This window comes from Providencia rettgeri (assembly GCF_023205015.1).
GTDB classification, from domain to species: Bacteria; Pseudomonadota; Gammaproteobacteria; order Enterobacterales; family Enterobacteriaceae; genus Providencia; species Providencia rettgeri_E.
Map to the genome: position 1 here is coordinate 4,362,758 of NZ_CP096258.1, position 20,941 is coordinate 4,383,698.

Genomic DNA, 20,941 nt, shown 5'->3' on the forward strand with positions numbered 1-20,941 from the left:
AAACCATCACTTGCAGATGAAATAATCAGTTATTGCATTTAATTGAGGTGATTTATCACGATGGGCAATACACATCATCGAATGAAAATTTCATTTATTCGTCAGGCTATTAGCGCTCTCTTTGGGTTAGGGCTGCTTGTTCTCGCCCCAACACAAGCTGTGTTTGCCAACCAGATCACCGCAAATAAAGGCCAGTTACATGATTTACTCAAAAGTATCGCTGAGAAAGAGAAAAGTGTAAAAGAACAACAAGCCAAGCGCTCAGCACTGCTTGAGCAACTTAAACAACAAGAGCAAAGCATTTCCGCCGCAGGGCGCAGCTTGCATGAAACTCAAAATCAGCTAAAACAATTAGATAAAGAAATTATTTCCTTAAGTAGCAATATCAAGCAGCTACAAACCAAAAAACAACAACAAGAGAAATTATTAGCTGACCAACTAGACGCGGCTTTCCGGTTAGGTAAACACCAAGGGTTAACCCTAATGTTCAAAGGTGAAGAAGGCCAACGCGAAGAGCGTATTTTGGCCTATTACAGCTATTTAAATCAAGCACGTGAAAAAAACATTGTCGCTCTAGAGGAAACTACTCAAGAGCTGCAAGAACAAAAACAACTGGAACAAAAAAAACAAGCCGAACAAAAAACAACGCTGGCTCGCCAACAACAAGAAAAGCGTAAGTTGGATAACGCACGCGCTTCACGGCAAAAAACCTTGAATGCCCTTGAGAGTACATTAAAAGAAGACCAAAAAAATCTTGCGGTTCTAAAACAAAACGAAGCGAGATTGCGTGATAAGATTGCCCGCGCTGAACGTGAAGCCAAAGCCCGAGCGGAGCGAGAAGCCAAAGAAGCGGCACGCATTCGCGTGCAAGTAGCAGAAAAAGAACGGCAAGCCAAACAGAAAGGCTCAACCTATAAGCCGTCAGAGAGTGAACGCTCACTGATGTCTCGTACTGGTGGTCTAGGACGCCCGGCAGGGCAAGCTATTTGGCCTGTTCGTGGCGCATTACTCCACAACTATGGTGATGTCATTTCCAGCGAACTGCGTTGGAAAGGCATGGTTATCGCCGCTAACGAAGGCACACAAGTCAAAGCCATCGCTGATGGACGCGTGCTATTGGCCGACTGGTTACAAGGCTATGGGCTCGTCGTTGTCGTCGAACATGGTAAGGGGGATATGAGCCTTTATGGCTATAACCAGAGCGCCTTAGTGAATGTCGGCCAAGAGGTTAGAGCGGGTCAACCTATCGCCTTAGTAGGTAGCAGTGGCGGCCAAGAACGCCCAGCACTCTATTTTGAAATTCGCAGACAAGGTAAAACCGTAAACCCTCGTCCATGGTTAGGGCGATAAATTTTAAATTCAATTAATTAGGATAACGTTATGCTGAAGCACTTACCCGTTCGACCACTCATTGTTTTGTCATTATTAATGATGTGTCTACCGGTGAGTGCGGCAAAATTGGCGATTGTAATTGATGATTTTGGTTATCGCGTTAAAGAAGATAACCAAATTTTAGCGTTATCCCCTGCGGTAACTATTGCAATTTTACCGAGCTCTCCCCATGGCCGTGAAGTCGCAGAAAAAGCCCATCAACAAGGGCGTGATATTCTTATCCACATGCCCATGAAACCATTGAGCAAGCAACCGTTAGAGAAAGACACATTGGCTCCATCAATGAGTGCAGAGGAAATTGACCGCATTATTAAAAATGCAATAAGCCGAGTTCCTCATGCAAAAGGCATGAATAACCACATGGGAAGTGAGATGACCTCTAACTTAGCAGGAATGCGTAATGTGATGCAGAGCCTGTCAAAGTCAAACTTATTTTTCCTTGATAGTGTGACTATTGGCAATACCCAAGCAGGTAATGCCGCCAAAGAATACGGTGTTCCCACGTTACGTCGCCATATTTTTATTGATAACCACCAATCGGAAGAAGAAACCCGCACTCAGTTGAATAAGGCTGTGACTTATGCACGCAAGCACGGTAATGCGGTTGCAATCGGTCATCCGCACCCATCTACCGTTCGTGCATTACAAAAATACCTTGCCCAACTCCCTGCTGATGTCGAGTTAGTGGGTGTTAGTGCTCTACTGAGCCCTGAACCTACAACGAAACAGCCAACATCATTAAGAATGTTATCTGAAGAAGCGAAAAAAACACCGATACAACCTCAAAACAAGCAAGCAGTACAAGATGAAATAAAAACACCACCAACCAAAGATGCTACTGTTGGGCAACCCGAAGCGGCTAGCCAACCAGAAAATGTGATTATTCCGCAAGAGCTCGGTCTCTGTGAGTTTACATTACCCTCTCCGAAGCTACAGGGGATTGATTTTATTATGTTTGTTGTCGAGGGGATTTATAACGATAAGGCTTTACAACCTTTGTTAGTGCAGGGCGATAAAGCCCAAAAACGTCCGCTTTTCAAACAACAGCAGTAAACCATTCTGCTCCCCTTCTTAGCGCAAAAGCCAAGAAGGGGAATGGATATGATAAAAATTTAATCCCAGTTTAAAATCACTTTACCCGCTTGGCCTGACCGCATGATATCAAAGCCTTTTTGGAACTCATCAATGGGGAATTGATGGGTAATTATCGGTGATAAATCCAAACCAGATTGAATGAGTGTCGCCATTTTATACCATGTTTCAAACATCTCACGGCCGTAAATTCCCTTAATAAACAGCCCCTTGAATATTACTTGGCTCCAATCTGTTGCCATCGAAGCAGGGGGGATTCCTAATAGGGCAATTCTGCCTCCGTGGTTCATGGTGTCTAACATGGTCTGGAAAGCGGCCGGTGCACCAGAAACTTCTAATGCCACGTCAAAACCTTCTTTCATTCCCAGTTCGTTCATCACATCTTTTAAATTTTCACGACTGACATTCACGGCACGGGAAACACCCATTTTTTTCGCCAATTCAAGCCGATAATCATTCACATCAGTGATAACAACATGGCGTGCACCTACATGTCGGCATACCGCAGCCGCCATGATGCCTATAGGGCCAGCCCCTGAAACCAGCACATCCTCCCCCACTAAATCAAAGGAAAGTGCCGTATGAACTGCGTTACCAAATGGGTCAAAAATCGCCGCTATTTCATCAGGAATGTTATCGGGAATTTTAAAAGCATTAAATGCGGGGATCACCAAATATTCAGCAAAACACCCTTCTCGGTTAACCCCGACTCCAATCGTATTGCGGCAAAGATGGGTACGCCCGCCGCGACAATTTCGACAATGGCCACAAGTAATATGCCCTTCCCCTGACACTCGGTCACCAATTTTAAAGCCTTTGACTTCCTGCCCAATCGCAACAATTTCCCCTATATATTCATGACCGACAACCATTGGGACAGGAATGGTTTTCTGCGACCATTCATCCCAGTTATAGATATGTACATCCGTACCACAAATCGCAGTTTTACGAATTTTAATCATCACATCATTGTGCCCAAGTTCCGGTGTCGGAACTTCTGTCATCCATATACCCGGTTCAGCTTTCAGTTTGGACAGTGCTTTCATAAAAGACCTTTTATTTGATTATTTTTAGTTTTCTACCAATGCGGGTGAATGCTTCAACAGCGTGTAAAATATCCTCCTCACTATGTGCTGCGGACATCTGAGTACGAATACGTGCCTGGCCTTGCGGCACAACAGGGTAGAAAAAGCCCGTGACATAGATACCTTCATCAAGTAGCTCTTTTGCAAAAATTTGGGCTAGTTTGGCATCACCTAACATGACAGGGATGATGGCATGGTCAGCACCTGCGAGGGTGAAACCTGCCGCTGTCATTTTTTCTCTAAATAACACAGCATTACGCCATAATTTTTCACGTAATGAATGGCCTTCTTTCATCATATCAATCACTTTGATAGATGCGGCAACAATCGCAGGCGCGAGTGAGTTCGAAAACAAATAAGGACGAGAACGCTGACGCAGCCATTCAACCACCTCTTTTTTCGCCGCCGTATAACCACCGGATGCACCGCCCAAGGCTTTACCCAATGTCCCCGTGATAATATCGATACGGCCCATCACATCGCAGTACTCATGGCTACCTCGACCATTTTCCCCAACAAAACCAACAGCATGTGAATCATCCACCATCACCAACGCTTGGTATTCGTCCGCAAGGTCACAAATGGATTTCAAATCCGCGATCACACCATCCATCGAGAACACACCATCTGTTGCGATTAAAATATGGCGAGCCCCTGCGGCTTTAGCTTCTTCTAAGCGCGCTTTTAATTCCACCATATTATTATTGCTGTAACGGTAGCGTTTTGCCTTGCTTAAGCGAACCCCATCAATAATTGATGCATGATTTAATGCATCTGAAATAATGGCATCTTCCGCGCCTAACAAGGTTTCAAACAGACCGCCATTTGCATCAAAACAGGACGAATAGAGAATGGCATCTTCCATGCCCAGAAAATCCGCCAGTTTGCGCTCTAAAACTTTGTGGTTATCTTGCGTTCCACAAATAAAGCGTACCGATGCCATACCAAAACCATGGCTATCCATTCCTTGTTTAGCGGCTTCGATGAGTGCAGGATGGTTAGCAAGACCAAGGTAATTATTTGCACAGAAGTTAATAACCCGCTGGCCACCTACAATTTCAATGTCAGCATCTTGTGAAGTCGTAATAATGCGTTCATTTTTAAATAACCCATCGGCTTCAATTTGTAGCAATTGTTCTTGAATCTGCTGATAAAATCTTTCTGACATGATTTTTTCCTGTATAGAGACTATTAATAGAGTTTAATAATAGTCTCTATGTGTGGCGATATTCACAGCATAAATAAGTCAAGTTTGTAGCCAAGATCACGATATTTCCCTTGTTCTCATTTAAGTGTCAGCTCAATTCTCTTCTATCAATGCTACCGTCTGCGCCAAGAGATGTTATTATAGTCACCAATAACGATCCTATTTTCTTAACCCATTTGAGGTATACCCAATGATCATAGTCACTGGTGGAGCTGGTTTTATTGGCAGCAATATTATTAAAGCCCTAAATGCAATCGGCCGCACAGATATCCTAGTGGTTGATAACCTGAAAGATGGCACTAAATTTGCCAACCTTGTTGACCTTGATATTGCGGATTACGCAGATAAAGAAGATTTCATTGTGAGTATCATCGCGGGTGATGATTTCGGTGAAGTTGACGCGGTATTCCACGAAGGCGCTTGTTCATCAACCACAGAGTGGGATGGCAAGTATATGATGGACAATAACTACCAGTTTTCTAAAGAGTTATTACATTACTGCTTAGAGCGCGAAATTCCATTCTTATACGCATCTTCAGCCGCAACTTATGGCGGTCGTAGCGATAACTTTATTGAAGAACGCCAGTTCGAAAAACCATTAAATGTCTATGGTTATTCAAAATTCCAATTTGACCAATATGTACGTGAGATCCTGCCAGAAGCCAATTCACAAGTTTGTGGTTTCCGCTATTTCAATGTTTATGGGCCAAATGAAGACCATAAAGGCAGCATGGCGAGTGTCGCTTATCACTTAAATAAACAAATTAATGAAGGGCAAAACCCAAAACTGTTCGAAGGTAGCGATACTTTCCGCCGTGACTTTATTTATGTGGGCGATGTGGCTGCGGTCAATTTATGGTTCTGGGAAAACAATGTTTCAGGTATTTTTAACTGCGGTACAGGACGTGCGGAATCTTTCCAAGCTGTTGCTGATGCAGTCACTGAATTCCACAAAGACAAAAATGTGGCTATCGAATACATTGAATTCCCTGAGAAATTAAAAGGTCGCTACCAAAGCTTCACACAAGCTGACCTGACTAAATTACGTGCTGCTGGCTACACTGCGCCATTTAAAACAGTTGCTGAAGGTGTCACCGAATATATGCACCTGCTCAATAAAGACGCGTAACATTTATTTCTGAAAAATCATTTATGAAAATATTGGTGATCGGCCCTTCATGGGTAGGAGATATGATGATGTCACAAAGCCTTTATCGCACGATCAAGGCTTTACATCCCCATGCACAGATTGATGTGATGGCGCCACAATGGTGCCGTCCTTTACTCGCCAAAATGCCTGAAGTTAGCGAAGCTATTCCTATGCCTCTCGGGCATGGCGCACTGGAAATAGGTGAACGTCGTCGATTAGGTAAAAGTTTGCAGGTAAATGGCTATAACCAAGCTATTGTGTTACCAAATTCATTAAAATCTGCACTTGTGCCCTTCTTTGCAAAGATCCCCAAAAGAACGGGGTGGCGTGGCGAAATGCGCTATGGCCTACTCAATGATATTCGTCCATTGAATAAAGAAGCGTTTCCTTTAATGGTGCAACGATACGTTGCGCTTGCTTATGATAAGCAAGCTATTCAATCAGCTTCCGATATTCCGACACCCATTTTACCGCCTAAACTAGTTACGGTGCCGCAAGAAGTCACTGAAACCCTGCAAACCTTTGGGGTTGATGGTTCTCGCCCTATTATTGGTTTTTGCCCAGGGGCAGAGTTCGGCCCCGCCAAGCGCTGGCCTCACTACCACTACGCTTCTCTTGCTCAAACACTGATTAGCCAAAAAGGCTATCAGGTGCTACTATTTGGTTCACAAAAAGACCACGAAGCCGGTGAAGCTATTCGTTTAGAGCTGACCGATGATGCTAAATCGCATTGCCATAATTTTTCAGGGAAAACATCGTTAGAACAAGCCGTTAATCTAATCGATGCCTGCCATGCCGTTGTCAGTAATGATTCGGGTTTGATGCATGTCGCAGCAGCACTCGGTAAACCGCTTGTCGCTTTATATGGCCCAAGTAGCCCTGATTTCACCCCACCATTATCAGATAAAGCAGAAGTGATCCGCTTAATTACCGGGTATCACAAAGTGCGTAAAGGGGATGGTGAAAGTGGTTATCACCAAAGTTTGATTGATATCCAACCCCAATTAGTTATCGATGCATTAGCTCGGTTAAATATAGGTATTGAATGATGAGAGTATTATTAGTCAAAACATCTTCAATGGGGGATGTTTTACACTCATTACCTGCACTGACCGATGCACAACAAGCTATACCCGATATTCAATTCGATTGGGTCGTTGAGGAAGGCTTCGCGCAAATCCCAACATGGCACAGTGCCGTTAACCAAGTGATCCCTGTGGCCATTCGCCGCTGGCGAAAAAATTGGTTTTCTGCCCCGATCAGAGCCGAACGTGCAGAGTTTCGCAAGAAATTACAAGCAACACATTATGACGCGATTATTGATGCGCAAGGGTTATTAAAGAGCGCTTTTCTTGTCACCCGCTTAGCTCATGGCGATAAACATGGCTATGATCGCCATAGTATTCGCGAGCCATTAGCCAGCTTCTTTTATGACCATTGTTATGCTGTCAGTAAGCAACAACATGCCGTTGAACGTATTCGCCAGTTATTTGCCAAAAGCCTTGGTTATACCTGCCCAACACAGCAAGGCGATTACGCAATTGCTCGCCACTTTTTACAGTCAAAAGAAGAGCATCAAAGCCCTTATGTCATTTTCCTGCACTCAACTACCCGTGATGATAAACACTGGCCTGAAGAAAATTGGCGAGAGCTCATTGGACTGATGGCTGAAAGTGGCATCAAAATCAAACTACCGTGGGGAGCACCTCATGAGCAACAACGTGCAGAACGATTAGCAAAAGGCTTTGATTTTGTTGAGGTTTTACCTAAACTTACCTTAGCGGAAGTCGCACAACAAATTGCTAATGCTAAAGCCGTCGTTTCTGTCGATACTGGACTTAGCCATTTAACCGCGGCACTTGATAAACCTAATTTTACCCTGTTTGGCCCCACTGACCCCGGCTTGATTGGGGGATATGGGCAAGGGCAGCATACGATTAAATCTTCGAGTAACCATATCGAGGATATAAGTGCTACATACACTTATGAACAGTTGAAACATTTTCTATAGAAAGGTATCTTAGCTACTCAAACTTTTTAATCTTTTACCACATCATTTACGTAGGCAACCTTTTTCGTCTACCCAATACCAGACATTAATTATAATGAATAATTCAATTACAATCATAACGGCATTTTTTGACATCGGTAGAGGAAATTGGAATGCTAAGAGTGGTCGTTCCGATAGATTAGAAAGAACGGCTGATACCTATTTTAATCATTTTAAACAATTAGCTAAACTTGATAATAAAATCATTATTTTCACTTCGCCAGACTTAAAAGAGAAAGTGCTTAAGCTTAGAAAAGGCAAACCAACTCATGTCATTACAATTAACCTAAACCAGAAATTTAATTTTATAATAAAAAAAATATCTTCTATTCAGAATAGTCATTCATTTAAAAGCCTTATAAAACCAGAACAATTACAGAACCCTGAGTATTGGTCTGCTGAATATGTATTGATTAACAATTTAAAACCTTATTTTATCCATAGAGCAATTAAGTCAGGGCTAACCAATGATGAGCTCATTGCATGGGTCGATTTTGGTTACATCAGAAAAGAAAAGACACGATATGGATTAGTTCGGTGGTCTCACCCATTTGACCGTAGCAAAGTTCACCTTTTCTCCATTAACGAAAATTTGGATTTACAAAATGAAGCAGCTGTAATGGATAAAGTCATCAATAATGAAACCTACATAATTGGTGGTGTTATTGTTGCGACTAAAGAAAAGTGGATTGAATTTTATTCGCTTGTTTTTCAAACTCAAAAAAGATTAATACAATCTGGTGTTATTGATGATGACCAAGGTGTATTTTTAATTTGTGCTAGTCAAAAACCTAGTTTATTTAAATTAAATTATCTTGGTCATATGGAATGGTTTAAAGTATTTAGATTATTTCATGAAGGCTCAAAAATTAATTACTTAACACGTCTAGCCATCTTACTAAGAGTAATTAAATAACAAAATATTATTGGTTTATTACAACGCCCCCAAGTAATTGGCAGTCCAATTATTGGGGGCAATTCACAAGATATTTCTTATTTCTCTGGCGCAATAAACCCAAAGCACATAGTTTCAAGTTCTGCATCTGGTTCAGAACGATAAATCACATCTTCTTTTTCTATCGTAAACTGTGGCCAGAACTTACGAACCTTAGCAAAGTTTTCATGGGCGCAATCATCATATTTCTTGCCCAGCAATAACGCCCCATGTTGGCGAATTTCAGCTTCTGTAATATCACGGTTGTACACATTTGGCGGCATATGTTTTTCCATTGACCATGGCTGGATCACATGTGGCCTGTCCTTACCATAAATAATAAACCATTGATATTGATTATCTTCTCCGCCAACATATTTTACTGGCGTACCATAACGCTGATACCAACGTTGCTCACCATCTGCTATCAAGGTTTTTACACCAATAAATTTTTGCCCTGCTCCACGGATATTCGCAGCCTGAACCGTGATATAACCAACCACCACTAAAACACCAAAAATGGCAAAACCAACCAATGACTTCTTAAACGGTTTTCTTGGCATCACGGTTATTGAGCCAACAAATAAAGGCGCACTAATAGCCATAAATGGCTGCAACCATTCAGTTATTCGACCACCATCGTGGAAAGAGAACCAGCCATAGATCACCACCAGTGGAAAAAGAAGAATAAAGTTAGCCAAGCGATTAGGTAATGCTTTCGGCCATCCTAACTTTCCACCACTGCAATAAACAATAATCGCAGTAATGACTAACGGATAAAACACGCTAAGTGCTGCTTGTGTGGTATGAAGATTAAACCCAGGGTCGATTTGTGAGTCCACCCATTTGAAAGCCGAAAAGTCCGTTGCCATCAACCAAAAGAGATTTGGTAATACCAAAGCAAACCACAAAGCGATCGCAAGGTAAAAAACAGGTTGACGATAGCTTTGGCGAACCTGTTTCACAAATAGGGTTAATAAGAAAACAGACCCAACTAATGCTAACGTTGAATATTTCCCCATCGTTGCAAGAGCTGAAAATAAAGCAAACGGCAACCACCATGCAGGATTATCATCAACAGCACGTAAAAAGAAATAAATAACCCAAGGCCATAATGTCACTAAAATATAGTTATCATTATAAGGAATGATATCGAAATTAATAACACCTGATAAATTCAACATTAGCATTGCAAACCAAGCGAGGTCGCGGCGCCCAGTTAAACGAAAAGCCAACTTCCACACACCAAGTAAACCGAATGCGATACCCGCAAAGTGGCTAAAGTACCAATAAAAACTATAGGAGATATCAAGATAAATTGCCGGCCACATCATAACGCCAACAAACCATGGGTTTTTAGGTGATCCCCACTCCCCGTTCATCCCCCAATTTACCGCTTCTACTGTGTCATAAGGTACGGTTGGGTCGAAATAAAAACTCGCTAAGATCCAAGCTATGGCATAGCTTATGACCCATACATAAACATATTTATTTGAAATTGATTGATTAATGGCTGGCATATAGTCTTAAAAAGATAAGCAAAAGTTCCAACATTCCATTTGGATACTACCCTAATAGTAATAAACCAAATCGAATGACTCTATAATAAACGAGGCAGTGTACTATAGTTTAAATGCAATACTAGGATGTGCCAGAAAATATTCACAATCTATTGTTGTAATGTTCAAGTTAATATTCAAAAAAAGACATTACTTGGCATTATTGCTCTCGCGGAGGCAAATAGGGTTGCAATAGTTTTAATAATCTTTGAAGAGCACCTTGGTTCTCATGAAGAACCTCGGCGGCGTGACGACCATAATATAAACGGTAATCCTCATCAGAAAGTAAACTCGTCACGGCTTGGACCATCGATTCACTATCTGTCACCGTAATCAATCCATCTGCTTGAGTCAGCTTTCCACAAATATCTTTGAAATTAAATGTGTGCGGCCCCATTAATACAGGTAAAGCGTGGGCTGCCGCTTCGAGCGGATTATGTCCTCCAGTTTCTACCAAGCTTCCCCCAACAAAGGCAATATCCGCAATTCCATATAACAACATCAATTCCCCCATGGTATCACCAATCACCACTTGGATATCTGCGGAAGGAATCGCATTCGCACTGCGACGAATAAAGGTTAAGCCGGCTTTTTGGGTCAGTTCTTCTGCTTTAGCAAAGCGTTCTGGATGGCGAGGAACTAAAATTAAAAGCAAATCAGGAAAACGGGATAACAACTTTTGATGAGTTTCTAATACAATGGCTTCTTCACCCTCATGAGTGCTGGTCGCTATCCAGACAGGACGATGTGCTGCCCATTGGCGACGCAACGTTATCGCCCTTACGGCTAATTCAGGCGTCACTGAGATGTCAAACTTCAAGCTCCCCGTGACACTCAATTGCATCCGCCGTAACCCTAATTGAACGAAGCGTTCACCATCTTCTTGATGTTGTGCTGCGACCATCGTGACATTACGTAGCATACGTTTCACAAAACTACCTAGCTTTTGATACCCAGCAGCAGAGCGCTCAGAAAGCCTTGCATTCGCAATAACCAATGGAATTTTACGTTTATGCAATTGATTAATCATGTTTGGCCATAACTCAGTTTCCATAATGATCACAAGTTTTGGGTCGACTTGTTTCAGGAAACGGCGCATTGAACCAGGGAGGTCATAAGGTAAATAGACGTGGTCGACATCATCACCAAATGCAGAAAGAACACGCTCTGAGCCAGTTGGCGTCATTGTTGTTACTGTAATTGGCAAAGACGGATAGTGATGGCGAAGTGCACGGACTAATGGAACCGCTGCGAGGGTTTCCCCGACAGAAACTGAATGTAATAAAATGCCTTGAGGTTTTACTTTTCCTGCACAAAAGCCATAACGTTCGCCCCAACGTTTACGATACGCAGGCGCTTTACGGCTGCGCAGCAATAGGCGAACCCATATAAATGGTTGGATAAGATAAAGAAGTACCTGATATAAACGCAGCAATAACATTCGATCTGATTCACTTACCAAAATTGGCGCTATCTTACCATAAAGCTCAGATAAAAGTGTGCAGAATATGCACCTAAAAATAGCAGTAAAATCTTATCTACTGTTGCAACCATGCTAGATAGCCGATAATGTTAGCGCTTATTCATGCTATTTTTTCGAATAGATAATGCAAATAACGAGATACTATCGCCATGAAACATAAGGCTATTTACCCTGGTACGTTTGACCCTGTGACATCAGGACATGTTGATATTGTTACCCGAGCAGCAGCAATGTTTGACCATGTTTTGCTGGCTATTGCGAATAGCCAACGAAAAAACCCGATGTTTTCCCTTGATGAGCGCGTTGCCCTTGCTAAAGAAGTCACTTCTCACCTGGATAATGTTGAAGTTGTTGGGTTTTCTGAATTGATGGCTAATTTTGCACAAAAAAATGGCGCTAATATTCTTATTCGTGGCGTTCGTTCTGTGGCTGATTTCGAATATGAGTGGCAATTAGCAAATATGAACCGCCATTTTGTTCCTGACTTGGAAACTGTATTTTTATTGCCATCGCAAAGTTTGTCCTTTGTTTCTTCTTCTTTAATCAAAGATGTTGCCCTTCACGATGGTGATATTTCGTCTTTTCTGCCGCCTATAGTTGCTGAGGCAATGCTAAAGAAACTCAATAAAAAATAGCAAAGGCTCGCTATTTTTGGCACTGCGGACAAAAGAAAGTGCTACGTTGCCCCTGTTTAATGCTTTCTATAGGCGTACCACACATTGAGCAGGGTTCACCTTTTTTTCCATAGACAAACAACTCTTGGGCAAAATACCCTGGCTTGCCATCCGACTGTAAGAAATCTTTTAGTGTCGTGCCGCCTTGCTCAATGGAGCGTTGTAACACCTTTTTGATCTGTTGCACGAGTTCTGTAATTTCAGCCAATGTTAATGTATTAGTGATTTTTTCAGGTGATATTTTCGTCGCAAATAATGCTTCATTGGCATAAATATTACCGACGCCAACAACCACTTTGTTGTCCATTAACCACGGCTTAACGGCCACTTTTTTCTTTTGCGCTAATTCATAAAGATATTGGGGATTAAAGGCATCTGATAATGGCTCAGGGCCTAAGTGTGCAAGTACCGAACTGTTTTCTAAATCATCACACCAGAGCCATGCGCCAAAACGACGAGGGTCTGTATAGCGTAGTACTTTACCATCTCGCATGACTAAATCTACATGGTCATGTTTTTCCTCAGGCAATTCTTCGGTCAAAATACGCACACTACCAGACATGCCCAGATGAACAATAACCCAACCTGTTTGCAATTCAATCAGCAAATACTTAGCGCGACGTTGCACACTCAGAACTATTTCATCTGATAAGCTTTTAATTTGTTCACTAACAGGCCAACGTAATCGACTGTTGCGTACAATGGCGTAAGAGATTGTATTTCCGACTAAATGTGGCTCTATCCCACGGCGACTGGTTTCAACTTCTGGTAGTTCTGGCATATATAAACTCGCATTTCTCGCTTAGGGATACCATTTCGCAATTACCCTCATGAGCTCATCTTTGACAATTTCCCAAGTGAAATTATCATAAGCATGTTTTTTAGCATGATAGGCTATTTCTCGACTATTTGGGTGATTTAACGCGCTAGTAATATCCTCTGCCATACTCAAAGGCGAAAGTGGCTCCCTGAAAATAAACCCCGTTTCATTATGGGAAATAAATTCCACCATTGCCCCTCGCTGGCTTGCTATCACAGGGCGACCCGAAGCCATCGCTTCTAATGCGACCATACAAAATGGCTCTGGAGCGATGGAAGGTACTGCAATCACATCCGCTAGAGAATAATAGTGCCTAATTTTTTCAGGATGAACACCACCTAAAAAAATACATTGCTCACCCAAATTTTTCGCATAATCTTTTACTTCGTCTTGATATTGCGCTAGTTCACCTTTTAATGCGGCATTTGGATCACCAACAATGACAAGCTTATAACGAGGGTCTTCTTTAAAGAAAGTCTCACACGCCTGCATTAATTCAAGTAATCCTTTATCCCTAGCGATTCGGCCAGCGAATAAAACTATTTTATCTTCTACTGTTAGCCCAAAATCCTCACGCTTGACCTCAGGTGATTGAGCATAAATTTCACCATCGAACCCGTTACGCACCACTTCAATAAACGCATTTGGTAAACGTTCCCTGTACCAATTTTTCATAAAGTGGCTTGGTACAATGATTTTTATGTCTTCAGGAACATCTTTAGGCTCGTACAAATTATGCATGTGTAATACAACGTTATTATGCCCTTCTTTCTTAATTATTTTTTTGAAGGATTTAATATGATTGTGAACAAAAATAACGCTTTCATTCGGATTTGGCGAAAATTGGTGTTTAATTTTGACAATTCTATCTGCATAAGAATATGGGTCTAATCTTGTCCATTTCTTAAATAGCCTTGTATACACTTTCCCAAACTTAATGCGCTCAATTTCACAATGCTCATTAACAACAGAGTGAGCACTATATCCATCATTTTGTATACAAACGATTCGGTTTTCAATGTCTAATCGTTTAGCGACATTGTACATCCACGATTCAATTGCTGCCGCACTTTTAGGCGGTATAGAAAATATAGGAGAAACTGTTAAGACAATTTTATTAATCATCATATTATTTTCTTTTTTTTGTATATTTTTCAAACAAGTAATAAATACCTGACAAAATACCTGATAAATACGCACCTCGCTTTAATAGGTGCTTATATTCTTTTTTCCTTTCAACAAATTTAGTGGCATGTTTTAAATCATCCTTTGTCCAAGGTGATTGTGCTAATGCTTTATAAAAAGGCTGAGAAGAAGGATAGTTCGCCCATGTGTGCCAAGGCTTACTCACACCAGTGTAATGAATTAAAACCGTTTCAGGTGTAATAATGGTTTGGTATTTTTGATGTGTTCGGTCATACAGCTCATTTTTTAAGGTATAAACTGTATTAAACTTTTTATTAAGCAGTATCAGGTCATTTCTTAAAATAAGGTTTAGTACATCTTGATCAGGGTATTTAAACCGTTGTTTCGCATTTTCTGCAGACAATAACTCAAAACATTGCTGAGTAACTCGTTTTTCGTGCCACTTCTTTAAATTCACAAACATAACACCCGAGTTAAAATAGGTCTCAGCTAACTGTGGTGTGTGTAGTCGCGTTTCACTTTTTGTTCTTACACCGATGTCATCGGCAATAACACCACAAACTTTGTCTTCAATTAAATTGGCTGCCAAATCTAATTGACCATTACAGATAACATCCGCATCTAAATATAAGGCAACATCATAATCTTTCGAAAGATAATCTAAAGCAACTAACCGAAAGTACATCGCTGAGGACCAAACATCAGAAGCCGGTAATGTTTTTAATAATTGATTATCCAACTCATAAACATGAAATTCAGCTGAAAACTGATGAGAAATAGCCTTCAACTTCTCTAAAAAGCTAGGGCTGACTTTATCTAAAAAGTAATGAAATCTGAAGAACGTATTTGGATTATTAATAAGTAAAGAGACCGCTGAAACACCCGCACCAAACTGATAGTTTTCATCCGAACCATAAATAACATCGAGACATGGTAATGAGGCATTACTCGCATTAGCCCCCTCATTTAACAGATATTTATTTGTTATCAGGCTATTCATGGCACACTCTCTTCTGCTTGGTTGAACAATTCCCCATCATGGCGATTAAAAACCCCAAAAGAACACCTAAGGGTTTAAGGTCCACTTGTTCAAACATTCCACGAACCAGATAAAAGCCAATAAGACTTAACAGCAATGCAATGAAGGCAAAGTAAATTTCCGGTTCATCAGACCTATTTTTTATCCCTTTCATTGAGGCATAACACATTGACAAAAATACCGCACTAAATATCGCCACCCCTCCAATACCCGCACCAAACCAAATATAAAGCCAAATATTATGAGGCCCGATAGACTGCTTAAATGTCCATTCCGGGTGATTTTTTACAACACTATTATACTTTTCATGATAGATTTTATCGCCAAAACCATATCCGATAACTGGATTTTCCAATATGAGCTCAAAAGCGGTTCCTTGCGTACCATTAGTATAACGGTAAGAACTGTCTGTCTGCTCTAGCTTATAAAACAGTTTTTTACTTGTATCGGGATAAATTAGTTTAATTGAAACAAGTGAAATTACCGAAAGGCATAATACAACCCCAATTAGTTTCCAAGGGCGCTTGAAACACAAAAATAATAATCCGGTGACTGCAACTGCAACCCATGCCCCCCGAGCTAGTGTTCCAAGTAAAACAAACAGAAATACAATACTTAAAATATAAAAATAAATAAGTTTAGATTTAGGTAATAAATACCAAAGAATAGGAAGTATTGGAAAGAAAAAAACTAACGCATCCGAAACATGCCTAAAATCATAGGTAGTAAATGGTAAGATACCCTGCTGATAAGCTATATAGTAGCGGTATAACTCAACAAGTAAAACTAAGGCTAACGAGGCAGTAAAACTCGTTAATAATAGTTTTGAAATGTCTTTTAGGCTTTCTCTATATAAAAGAATCGGCAATAAAAGAGATAAACTTAGTATTCCATAATTTAATAATTTATTGTTAAGAGTCTTAATCGATACACTTGGCAAGTCTGAATAACTTACTGATATATAAAGAAAGACAGAAAAAACACCAACCAAATACAATAGCTTATTATTTAACCTTCCCAACACTTTTTTTGTATCTAAAGATAGATAAACCAAAGAGGTAGCTATCATCAAATAAAACAGAATATGCTTATATCTCGTTACATTTTCCACAAAAAAAAGAGCAACAAAGATTAGTACCAAAGCCTTGTTATACTTTGAGAGAATACTTTCATTTCTTTCTAAAAAAGACATAACTTACCCAACTATTATTTAACTTAGTTTAACCCAAAAATACTGAAGATTATTTTTTATCCCAGAGAAAACCTTTCCTTGGTTAAACATATGCTTCGCACAATATCGCAAATGATTACTGCTTTTAGCCTTCAGTAACGGAATATCCTTCCAAGGTGATGCCTCTTTTGCATGAATAAAGGGTTGAGCTGTTGGGTAATTAGCCCACTCATGCCAAGGCTTAGTTGGGCCGATATAATGAATCAATACAGTTTCAGGAGTGATTGGGTTTTCTTTTTTACCTTTTTGCAGCTCATAATTGATGCTGTATTGAGTGTTGTACTTGCTATCAAGGTAAATAACTTTCCCTGTTAATAGCATATTTAAAATGTCTTGGTCTAAATAGGATAATTTTGCTTTCACAGTATCTTGGGAAAGTAAATCCATTGCTTTCGTTGAGATATCAAATTTTGACCAATTCACTAAATTTAAAACTAAAAACCCTGCATTAAAATACCCCGAAGCAATACCCGGGACGCCTAAAGCATCTGCTCTTTTTTGCCACCAATTGCGATCCCTTTCAGGCACAACAGCAGCGATTTCATTATCTTTAAATTGAATATTTAACAATGGTTGCAGCGTCCCTTGGCACATAATATCTGCATCCATATAGATCATTCTATCTAGCTGATTTGAAAAGTAATCCGCAATAATAAACCTAAAATAAGTTGCATATGACCAATTTTTGGTACTTGGAAGCGATTTAAGCTGTTCACAATCAACTAAATAAACTTTAATACTCGTCTTATATTGCTCGGCAAGCCGTTTAAATAATTGACTTTGCTGGTCATCAAAGTAATCAGTAAATACATGAAATGAAAAAGAGATATCAGGATTTGTTTTTAATAAAGAAGCCATCGAGATCCCACAACCATATAAAAAATTACGGTCAATACCATAGGAAATATGTAAGCTGTCATTATTAACAATCGCATCAGATGACGATAAATCAATTTGCTGTGTAACCGCATTTTCTTTATTGAAGAACATTTATATTTCTCTTCTCTCTTGACTCACAATGACTTTCTAATTGTACGCTCTTTAATTTGTGCTGCTTTACTTTCCGCTTTAGCGATCAATGGTGCTTCCTGTTGTAAGATATCTCGTAGCGATAAGCCAAAATAGATCTTCATAAAACGAAAAATATCACGCTGAGTGAGTCCAATATTTAATGATGAATAATATAAACCAATTAAGTCTTTATTTCGCCAGCGAGTTGGAACAGAATTCCTGATTTGTGCGCGGTGTAAGTCAATCACCGATATTTTTAACTCTTCTTCATTTCCCGTAAATGGCAAATGTAGTAAAAAATGGCAAATATAACAATCACGATGGTTAATACCCGTCGCGTGCATTTTACGCACCATCTGCGCGACTCGACGAATAATCATTTGCTTAGTGCTAAACATTGGCGAGTTATCTAGCCAATTTGCACAATAATCTTCCAAACTCACCGTCGGGGTTAAATCTTCAGTAATAATAAAGGAGTGACGACGAAGAGGGTTAATCCCTTTTTGCCCGAAAGCTCGGCCATTCATCGTATCAACTCCCACTTGAGTAAGCCGATGAATAGCATTCCACTCTCTATCCGCCCCTAATACAGGCAACCGAAAAGATAATAAGTTTTTAAGGACTTCTTTCAGTGTAGTCCCATAATGAATTTTTATAAAATAGCTGCGCCCTTCAAGTTCAAAACGTAGCGTTTTACGCGTCTCTAACGCACGAAAAACTTCACCTTGTAACTTATCTGTCTCGATAAAAGGATCTTTGTTTTTCCACAATTCATTAAAAGGGGTTTTTAACTCAATCATTTGTTTCCCCCTAAAATAATATCTGCGGCTTTTTCTGGTAAACTATACAAATCTTCTGTATCCGCAAAATGTCGCGCATTACTTGCCCATTGCGCTAATTTAGCCGGATTTTTTAAGCTATTTTCTAAAGCCAAGTTTAAAGCGGTTTGCTCAAAGGGTTCGCTTATCACAATACCGCATTGAGCTTGGCTGATAAATGTAGCATACCCACACACTTCTGTGACAATAATGGGTAGACCCGCAGTAATCGCCTCTAATAACACAATACCCGCTGCTTCTTGATAAGCCGGATGCATTAATATATCGGCTGCTGCCATTAATTCTGCAATATCATTACGTCCGCTAAAGAAAGAGACTTGTGAGCCAATTCCTAGCGTTTTCGCTAACTGTTGGTATTTCACCGATTTATCTTGGCCAACTACCATCAATAACGTGTTTTTCTTAATGTCTTCGGGCAATGCCGCAATGGCTTTTATGGTCCGGTCAACACCTTTGCGTTTGAAGTCAGAACCCACCTGTAAGACTAAAAATGCTGACTCAGGTATTTGATTTTTTTCACGATAAATTCTTTTGGCGTCGGCAATTTGTTTATCATATTTTCTATCTTGGGCAATACCGGGAGGTAACATATGAAAACGCTCATTTTCAGTTCCATAATGCTTTTTAAAATGACTAATTTGATGTGGCGTTAACATTAATAGCTGTGTCGGTTTCCCCACTGCAAAAACAGCTTTTTCAAATGCAGCATAGTGTTTATAGCGAGGCGTCAGCTTATACAAAAACCCTTTTTCTTCAGCGACTTTTTGTGCATAACAGACATCAGCGGCATAATAAACATCCAGCCCTGGCATTTTATTGAAACCAATTATCCGCTCTGCAGGATGCTGTTTTAAATGAGCCAACACCCAGTCACAATATTGTGCATTTCGCCCATGATTCGTTTTTGATGTCACCGGCACGATAATAATTTCAAAGCCGCTAGGCTTATCACCATCCCATGATTGGGTATAGACACGTACGTGATGCCCACGTGACTGGCATTCGGTTGCAATACGTAGGAAATCCCGCTGTAACCCACCAAACGGAAAGTATTTATATAAGCAAAATGCCAGATTCATGTTAATACCTTGTCATCATAGAGCGAATATTCATCGGCAACATTTTCTCTGTTGCTTTAATTACATCAGAAGCTGGAATAATGGATAAATACTTTTTATCGCGATCTAGCTCTTCTCTCGGTGGCATAGTTTCATAATCACCCGCCCAAAATTGAACTACATTATCACTCCAAGGTCGCCAGAAAACATGATTTGTCGCACCGAAAAGGCATACTATAGGTGTGTTGGCTGCTGCGGCAATGTGCATTGGTGCAGAATCAACGCCAATAAATAAAGCGGCATGAGCAATCAATGCGCCTAATTCAGGAAATGAGGTTTTCCCTGCAAGTTCAGTAACAGGCTTTGTTTGGCAGCCATTTGCAATCTCATTGATACATTCTAAATCCTCTTTGCTCGGCCCCGAAGTTAAAACTACTTGATAGCCACGAGATTGCAATGCATCAATGACGGCTGAAAATTTTTCATTATCCCAACACTTAAAAGCTTGGCGTGCTGTTGGTTGAATAACGACATAACTGCTATGAACACCCAGTCTTAACAGCTTTTCATCAATATTTTTCCAGTCCTGCTTTGAATAAGCCATCGTTAAATGTGTCTTTAGTTCTTTTATTTCTAACGGCTTGAGTACTGATAAGTTATTTAGAACAACATGTTCGCCTTCAGGTTCTGTCAGATGCGTAAAACTTTCACGCCAATATTTAGAGTCACGATGGGCAAACTGATGGGAAATTTTTGTGCTAGCAGGAATAGCCCGAACTAATACGCTCACCATCCATTGGTCTGCTAGATTAACAACTAAATCATATTTATTTTGACGCAGCTTTAGCAGTAACTTAATAAAATTACAGGCTTTACTCAGCCCACTATTTTTTTTCCCTGACATACCGTACAACGTGTTAATTTCAGCATTTTCAGAGAGAATGGGGATTGTATCCTGATAAAGCAAAACATCAATTTCAGCATCAGGATATTGGTGTTTCAATGAGCTGATAACTGGTGTTGTCAGCAACATGTCCCCATGAAACCTCATCTTGATCACAAGAATTTTTTTAAACTGTTTTTTCACCAGGCACTCTTAATCAAGTCTATATGTAAAAGACAATAGTCATTCGACAACAAATATCATTATTAATTCAATGAATACTTACTA

The 20,941-nt window shown here is 40.2% G+C and carries 19 protein-coding genes; 7 read left to right on the forward strand and 12 right to left on the reverse strand.

Annotation, left to right across the window (positions count from 1 at the left end; all coding sequences use genetic code 11):
• The first annotated feature begins 60 nt into the window (after positions 1-60).
• On the forward strand, positions 61-1,350 hold the full coding sequence (gene envC / locus M0M83_RS20060) for a murein hydrolase activator EnvC (RefSeq protein WP_248467267.1): 1,290 nt from the start codon (positions 61-63) through the stop codon (positions 1,348-1,350).
• Positions 1,351-1,380: 30 nt separating this feature from the next.
• Positions 1,381-2,445 carry a divergent polysaccharide deacetylase family protein gene (locus M0M83_RS20065; RefSeq protein ID WP_213913762.1) on the forward strand — a complete coding sequence of 355 codons (1,065 nt, stop codon included), beginning with the start codon at positions 1,381-1,383 and terminating at the stop codon, positions 2,443-2,445.
• A 59-nt stretch (positions 2,446-2,504) separates the two neighbouring features.
• Here the strand turns inward: M0M83_RS20065 and tdh are convergent, their stop codons facing one another.
• Both tdh and M0M83_RS20075 read right to left on the reverse strand, forming a co-directional pair.
• Positions 2,505-3,530 (reverse strand): L-threonine 3-dehydrogenase, encoded by a 1,026-nt coding sequence (gene tdh / locus M0M83_RS20070; protein ID WP_125895026.1) that lies wholly within the window; start codon positions 3,528-3,530, stop codon positions 2,505-2,507.
• A gap of 10 nt (positions 3,531-3,540) precedes the next feature.
• Positions 3,541-4,737 carry a glycine C-acetyltransferase gene (locus M0M83_RS20075; protein WP_248467268.1) on the reverse strand — a complete coding sequence of 399 codons (1,197 nt, stop codon included), beginning with the start codon at positions 4,735-4,737 and terminating at the stop codon, positions 3,541-3,543.
• A 229-nt stretch (positions 4,738-4,966) separates the two neighbouring features.
• Here M0M83_RS20075 and rfaD point away from each other — a divergent pair, with 229 nt between their 5' ends.
• The 4 genes from rfaD (at position 4,967) to yibB (ending at position 8,892) form a co-directional block, all read left to right on the forward strand.
• The gene (gene rfaD, locus M0M83_RS20080; RefSeq protein WP_213913767.1) at positions 4,967-5,905 is read left to right on the forward strand and encodes an ADP-glyceromanno-heptose 6-epimerase; all 939 of its coding nucleotides are present in this window, start codon (positions 4,967-4,969) and stop codon (positions 5,903-5,905) included.
• A 23-nt stretch (positions 5,906-5,928) separates the two neighbouring features.
• Positions 5,929-6,975, forward strand: a complete 1,047-nt coding sequence (rfaF, locus tag M0M83_RS20085) for an ADP-heptose--LPS heptosyltransferase RfaF (protein WP_248467269.1) — start codon at positions 5,929-5,931, stop codon at positions 6,973-6,975.
• The gene (gene rfaC / locus M0M83_RS20090; RefSeq protein WP_248468474.1) at positions 6,975-7,937 is read left to right on the forward strand and encodes a lipopolysaccharide heptosyltransferase RfaC; all 963 of its coding nucleotides are present in this window, start codon (positions 6,975-6,977) and stop codon (positions 7,935-7,937) included. Before rfaF ends, rfaC begins: the two co-directional genes overlap by 1 nt.
• A 94-nt stretch (positions 7,938-8,031) precedes the next feature.
• The gene (gene yibB, locus M0M83_RS20095) at positions 8,032-8,892 is read left to right on the forward strand and encodes a protein YibB (protein WP_125895034.1); all 861 of its coding nucleotides are present in this window, start codon (positions 8,032-8,034) and stop codon (positions 8,890-8,892) included.
• A 77-nt stretch (positions 8,893-8,969) separates the two neighbouring features.
• Here yibB and M0M83_RS20100 read toward each other — a convergent pair whose 3' ends face one another.
• Positions 8,970-10,430 (reverse strand): glycosyltransferase family 39 protein, encoded by a 1,461-nt coding sequence (locus tag M0M83_RS20100; protein WP_248467270.1) that lies wholly within the window; start codon positions 10,428-10,430, stop codon positions 8,970-8,972.
• A 199-nt stretch (positions 10,431-10,629) separates the two neighbouring features.
• Positions 10,630-11,910, reverse strand: a complete 1,281-nt coding sequence (waaA, locus tag M0M83_RS20105; RefSeq protein WP_125895038.1) for a lipid IV(A) 3-deoxy-D-manno-octulosonic acid transferase — start codon at positions 11,908-11,910, stop codon at positions 10,630-10,632.
• Between the two features lie 191 nt (positions 11,911-12,101).
• On the opposite strand from waaA, the gene coaD reads away from it, so the two are divergent.
• Positions 12,102-12,587 carry a pantetheine-phosphate adenylyltransferase gene (coaD, locus tag M0M83_RS20110; protein WP_125895040.1) on the forward strand — a complete coding sequence of 162 codons (486 nt, stop codon included), beginning with the start codon at positions 12,102-12,104 and terminating at the stop codon, positions 12,585-12,587.
• Positions 12,588-12,597: 10 nt separating this feature from the next.
• On the opposite strand, the gene mutM is transcribed toward coaD, so the two are convergent.
• The 8 genes from mutM to rfaQ are packed head-to-tail and all read right to left on the reverse strand — an operon-like array spanning position 12,598 to position 20,857.
• A complete protein-coding gene (mutM, locus tag M0M83_RS20115) occupies positions 12,598-13,407 on the reverse strand; it encodes a bifunctional DNA-formamidopyrimidine glycosylase/DNA-(apurinic or apyrimidinic site) lyase (RefSeq protein ID WP_248467271.1) in 810 nt (269 codons plus the stop codon).
• Between the two features lie 21 nt (positions 13,408-13,428).
• Positions 13,429-14,604 carry a glycosyltransferase gene (locus M0M83_RS20120; RefSeq protein WP_248467272.1) on the reverse strand — a complete coding sequence of 392 codons (1,176 nt, stop codon included), beginning with the start codon at positions 14,602-14,604 and terminating at the stop codon, positions 13,429-13,431.
• Positions 14,576-15,592, reverse strand: a complete 1,017-nt coding sequence (locus tag M0M83_RS20125; protein WP_248467273.1) for a glycosyltransferase family 8 protein — start codon at positions 15,590-15,592, stop codon at positions 14,576-14,578. Before M0M83_RS20125 ends, M0M83_RS20120 begins: the two co-directional genes overlap by 29 nt.
• Positions 15,585-16,823, reverse strand: a complete 1,239-nt coding sequence (gene rfaL, locus M0M83_RS20130; RefSeq protein WP_125895043.1) for an O-antigen ligase RfaL — start codon at positions 16,821-16,823, stop codon at positions 15,585-15,587. Before rfaL ends, M0M83_RS20125 begins: the two co-directional genes overlap by 8 nt.
• An 18-nt stretch (positions 16,824-16,841) precedes the next feature.
• Positions 16,842-17,852: a lipopolysaccharide 3-alpha-galactosyltransferase gene (gene waaO / locus M0M83_RS20135; RefSeq protein ID WP_248467274.1), complete on the reverse strand. Its 1,011-nt coding sequence runs from the start codon at positions 17,850-17,852 to the stop codon at positions 16,842-16,844.
• A 23-nt stretch (positions 17,853-17,875) separates the two neighbouring features.
• Positions 17,876-18,673, reverse strand: coding sequence for a lipopolysaccharide core heptose(I) kinase RfaP (gene rfaP / locus M0M83_RS20140; RefSeq protein WP_248467275.1), 798 nt, complete (start codon positions 18,671-18,673; stop codon positions 17,876-17,878).
• Positions 18,670-19,791, reverse strand: a complete 1,122-nt coding sequence (locus M0M83_RS20145; RefSeq protein WP_248467276.1) for a glycosyltransferase family 4 protein — start codon at positions 19,789-19,791, stop codon at positions 18,670-18,672. Before M0M83_RS20145 ends, rfaP begins: the two co-directional genes overlap by 4 nt.
• Before the next feature lies 1 nt (position 19,792).
• Positions 19,793-20,857, reverse strand: coding sequence for a lipopolysaccharide core heptosyltransferase RfaQ (gene rfaQ, locus M0M83_RS20150; RefSeq protein WP_248467277.1), 1,065 nt, complete (start codon positions 20,855-20,857; stop codon positions 19,793-19,795).
• Positions 20,858-20,941 lie beyond the last annotated feature (84 nt).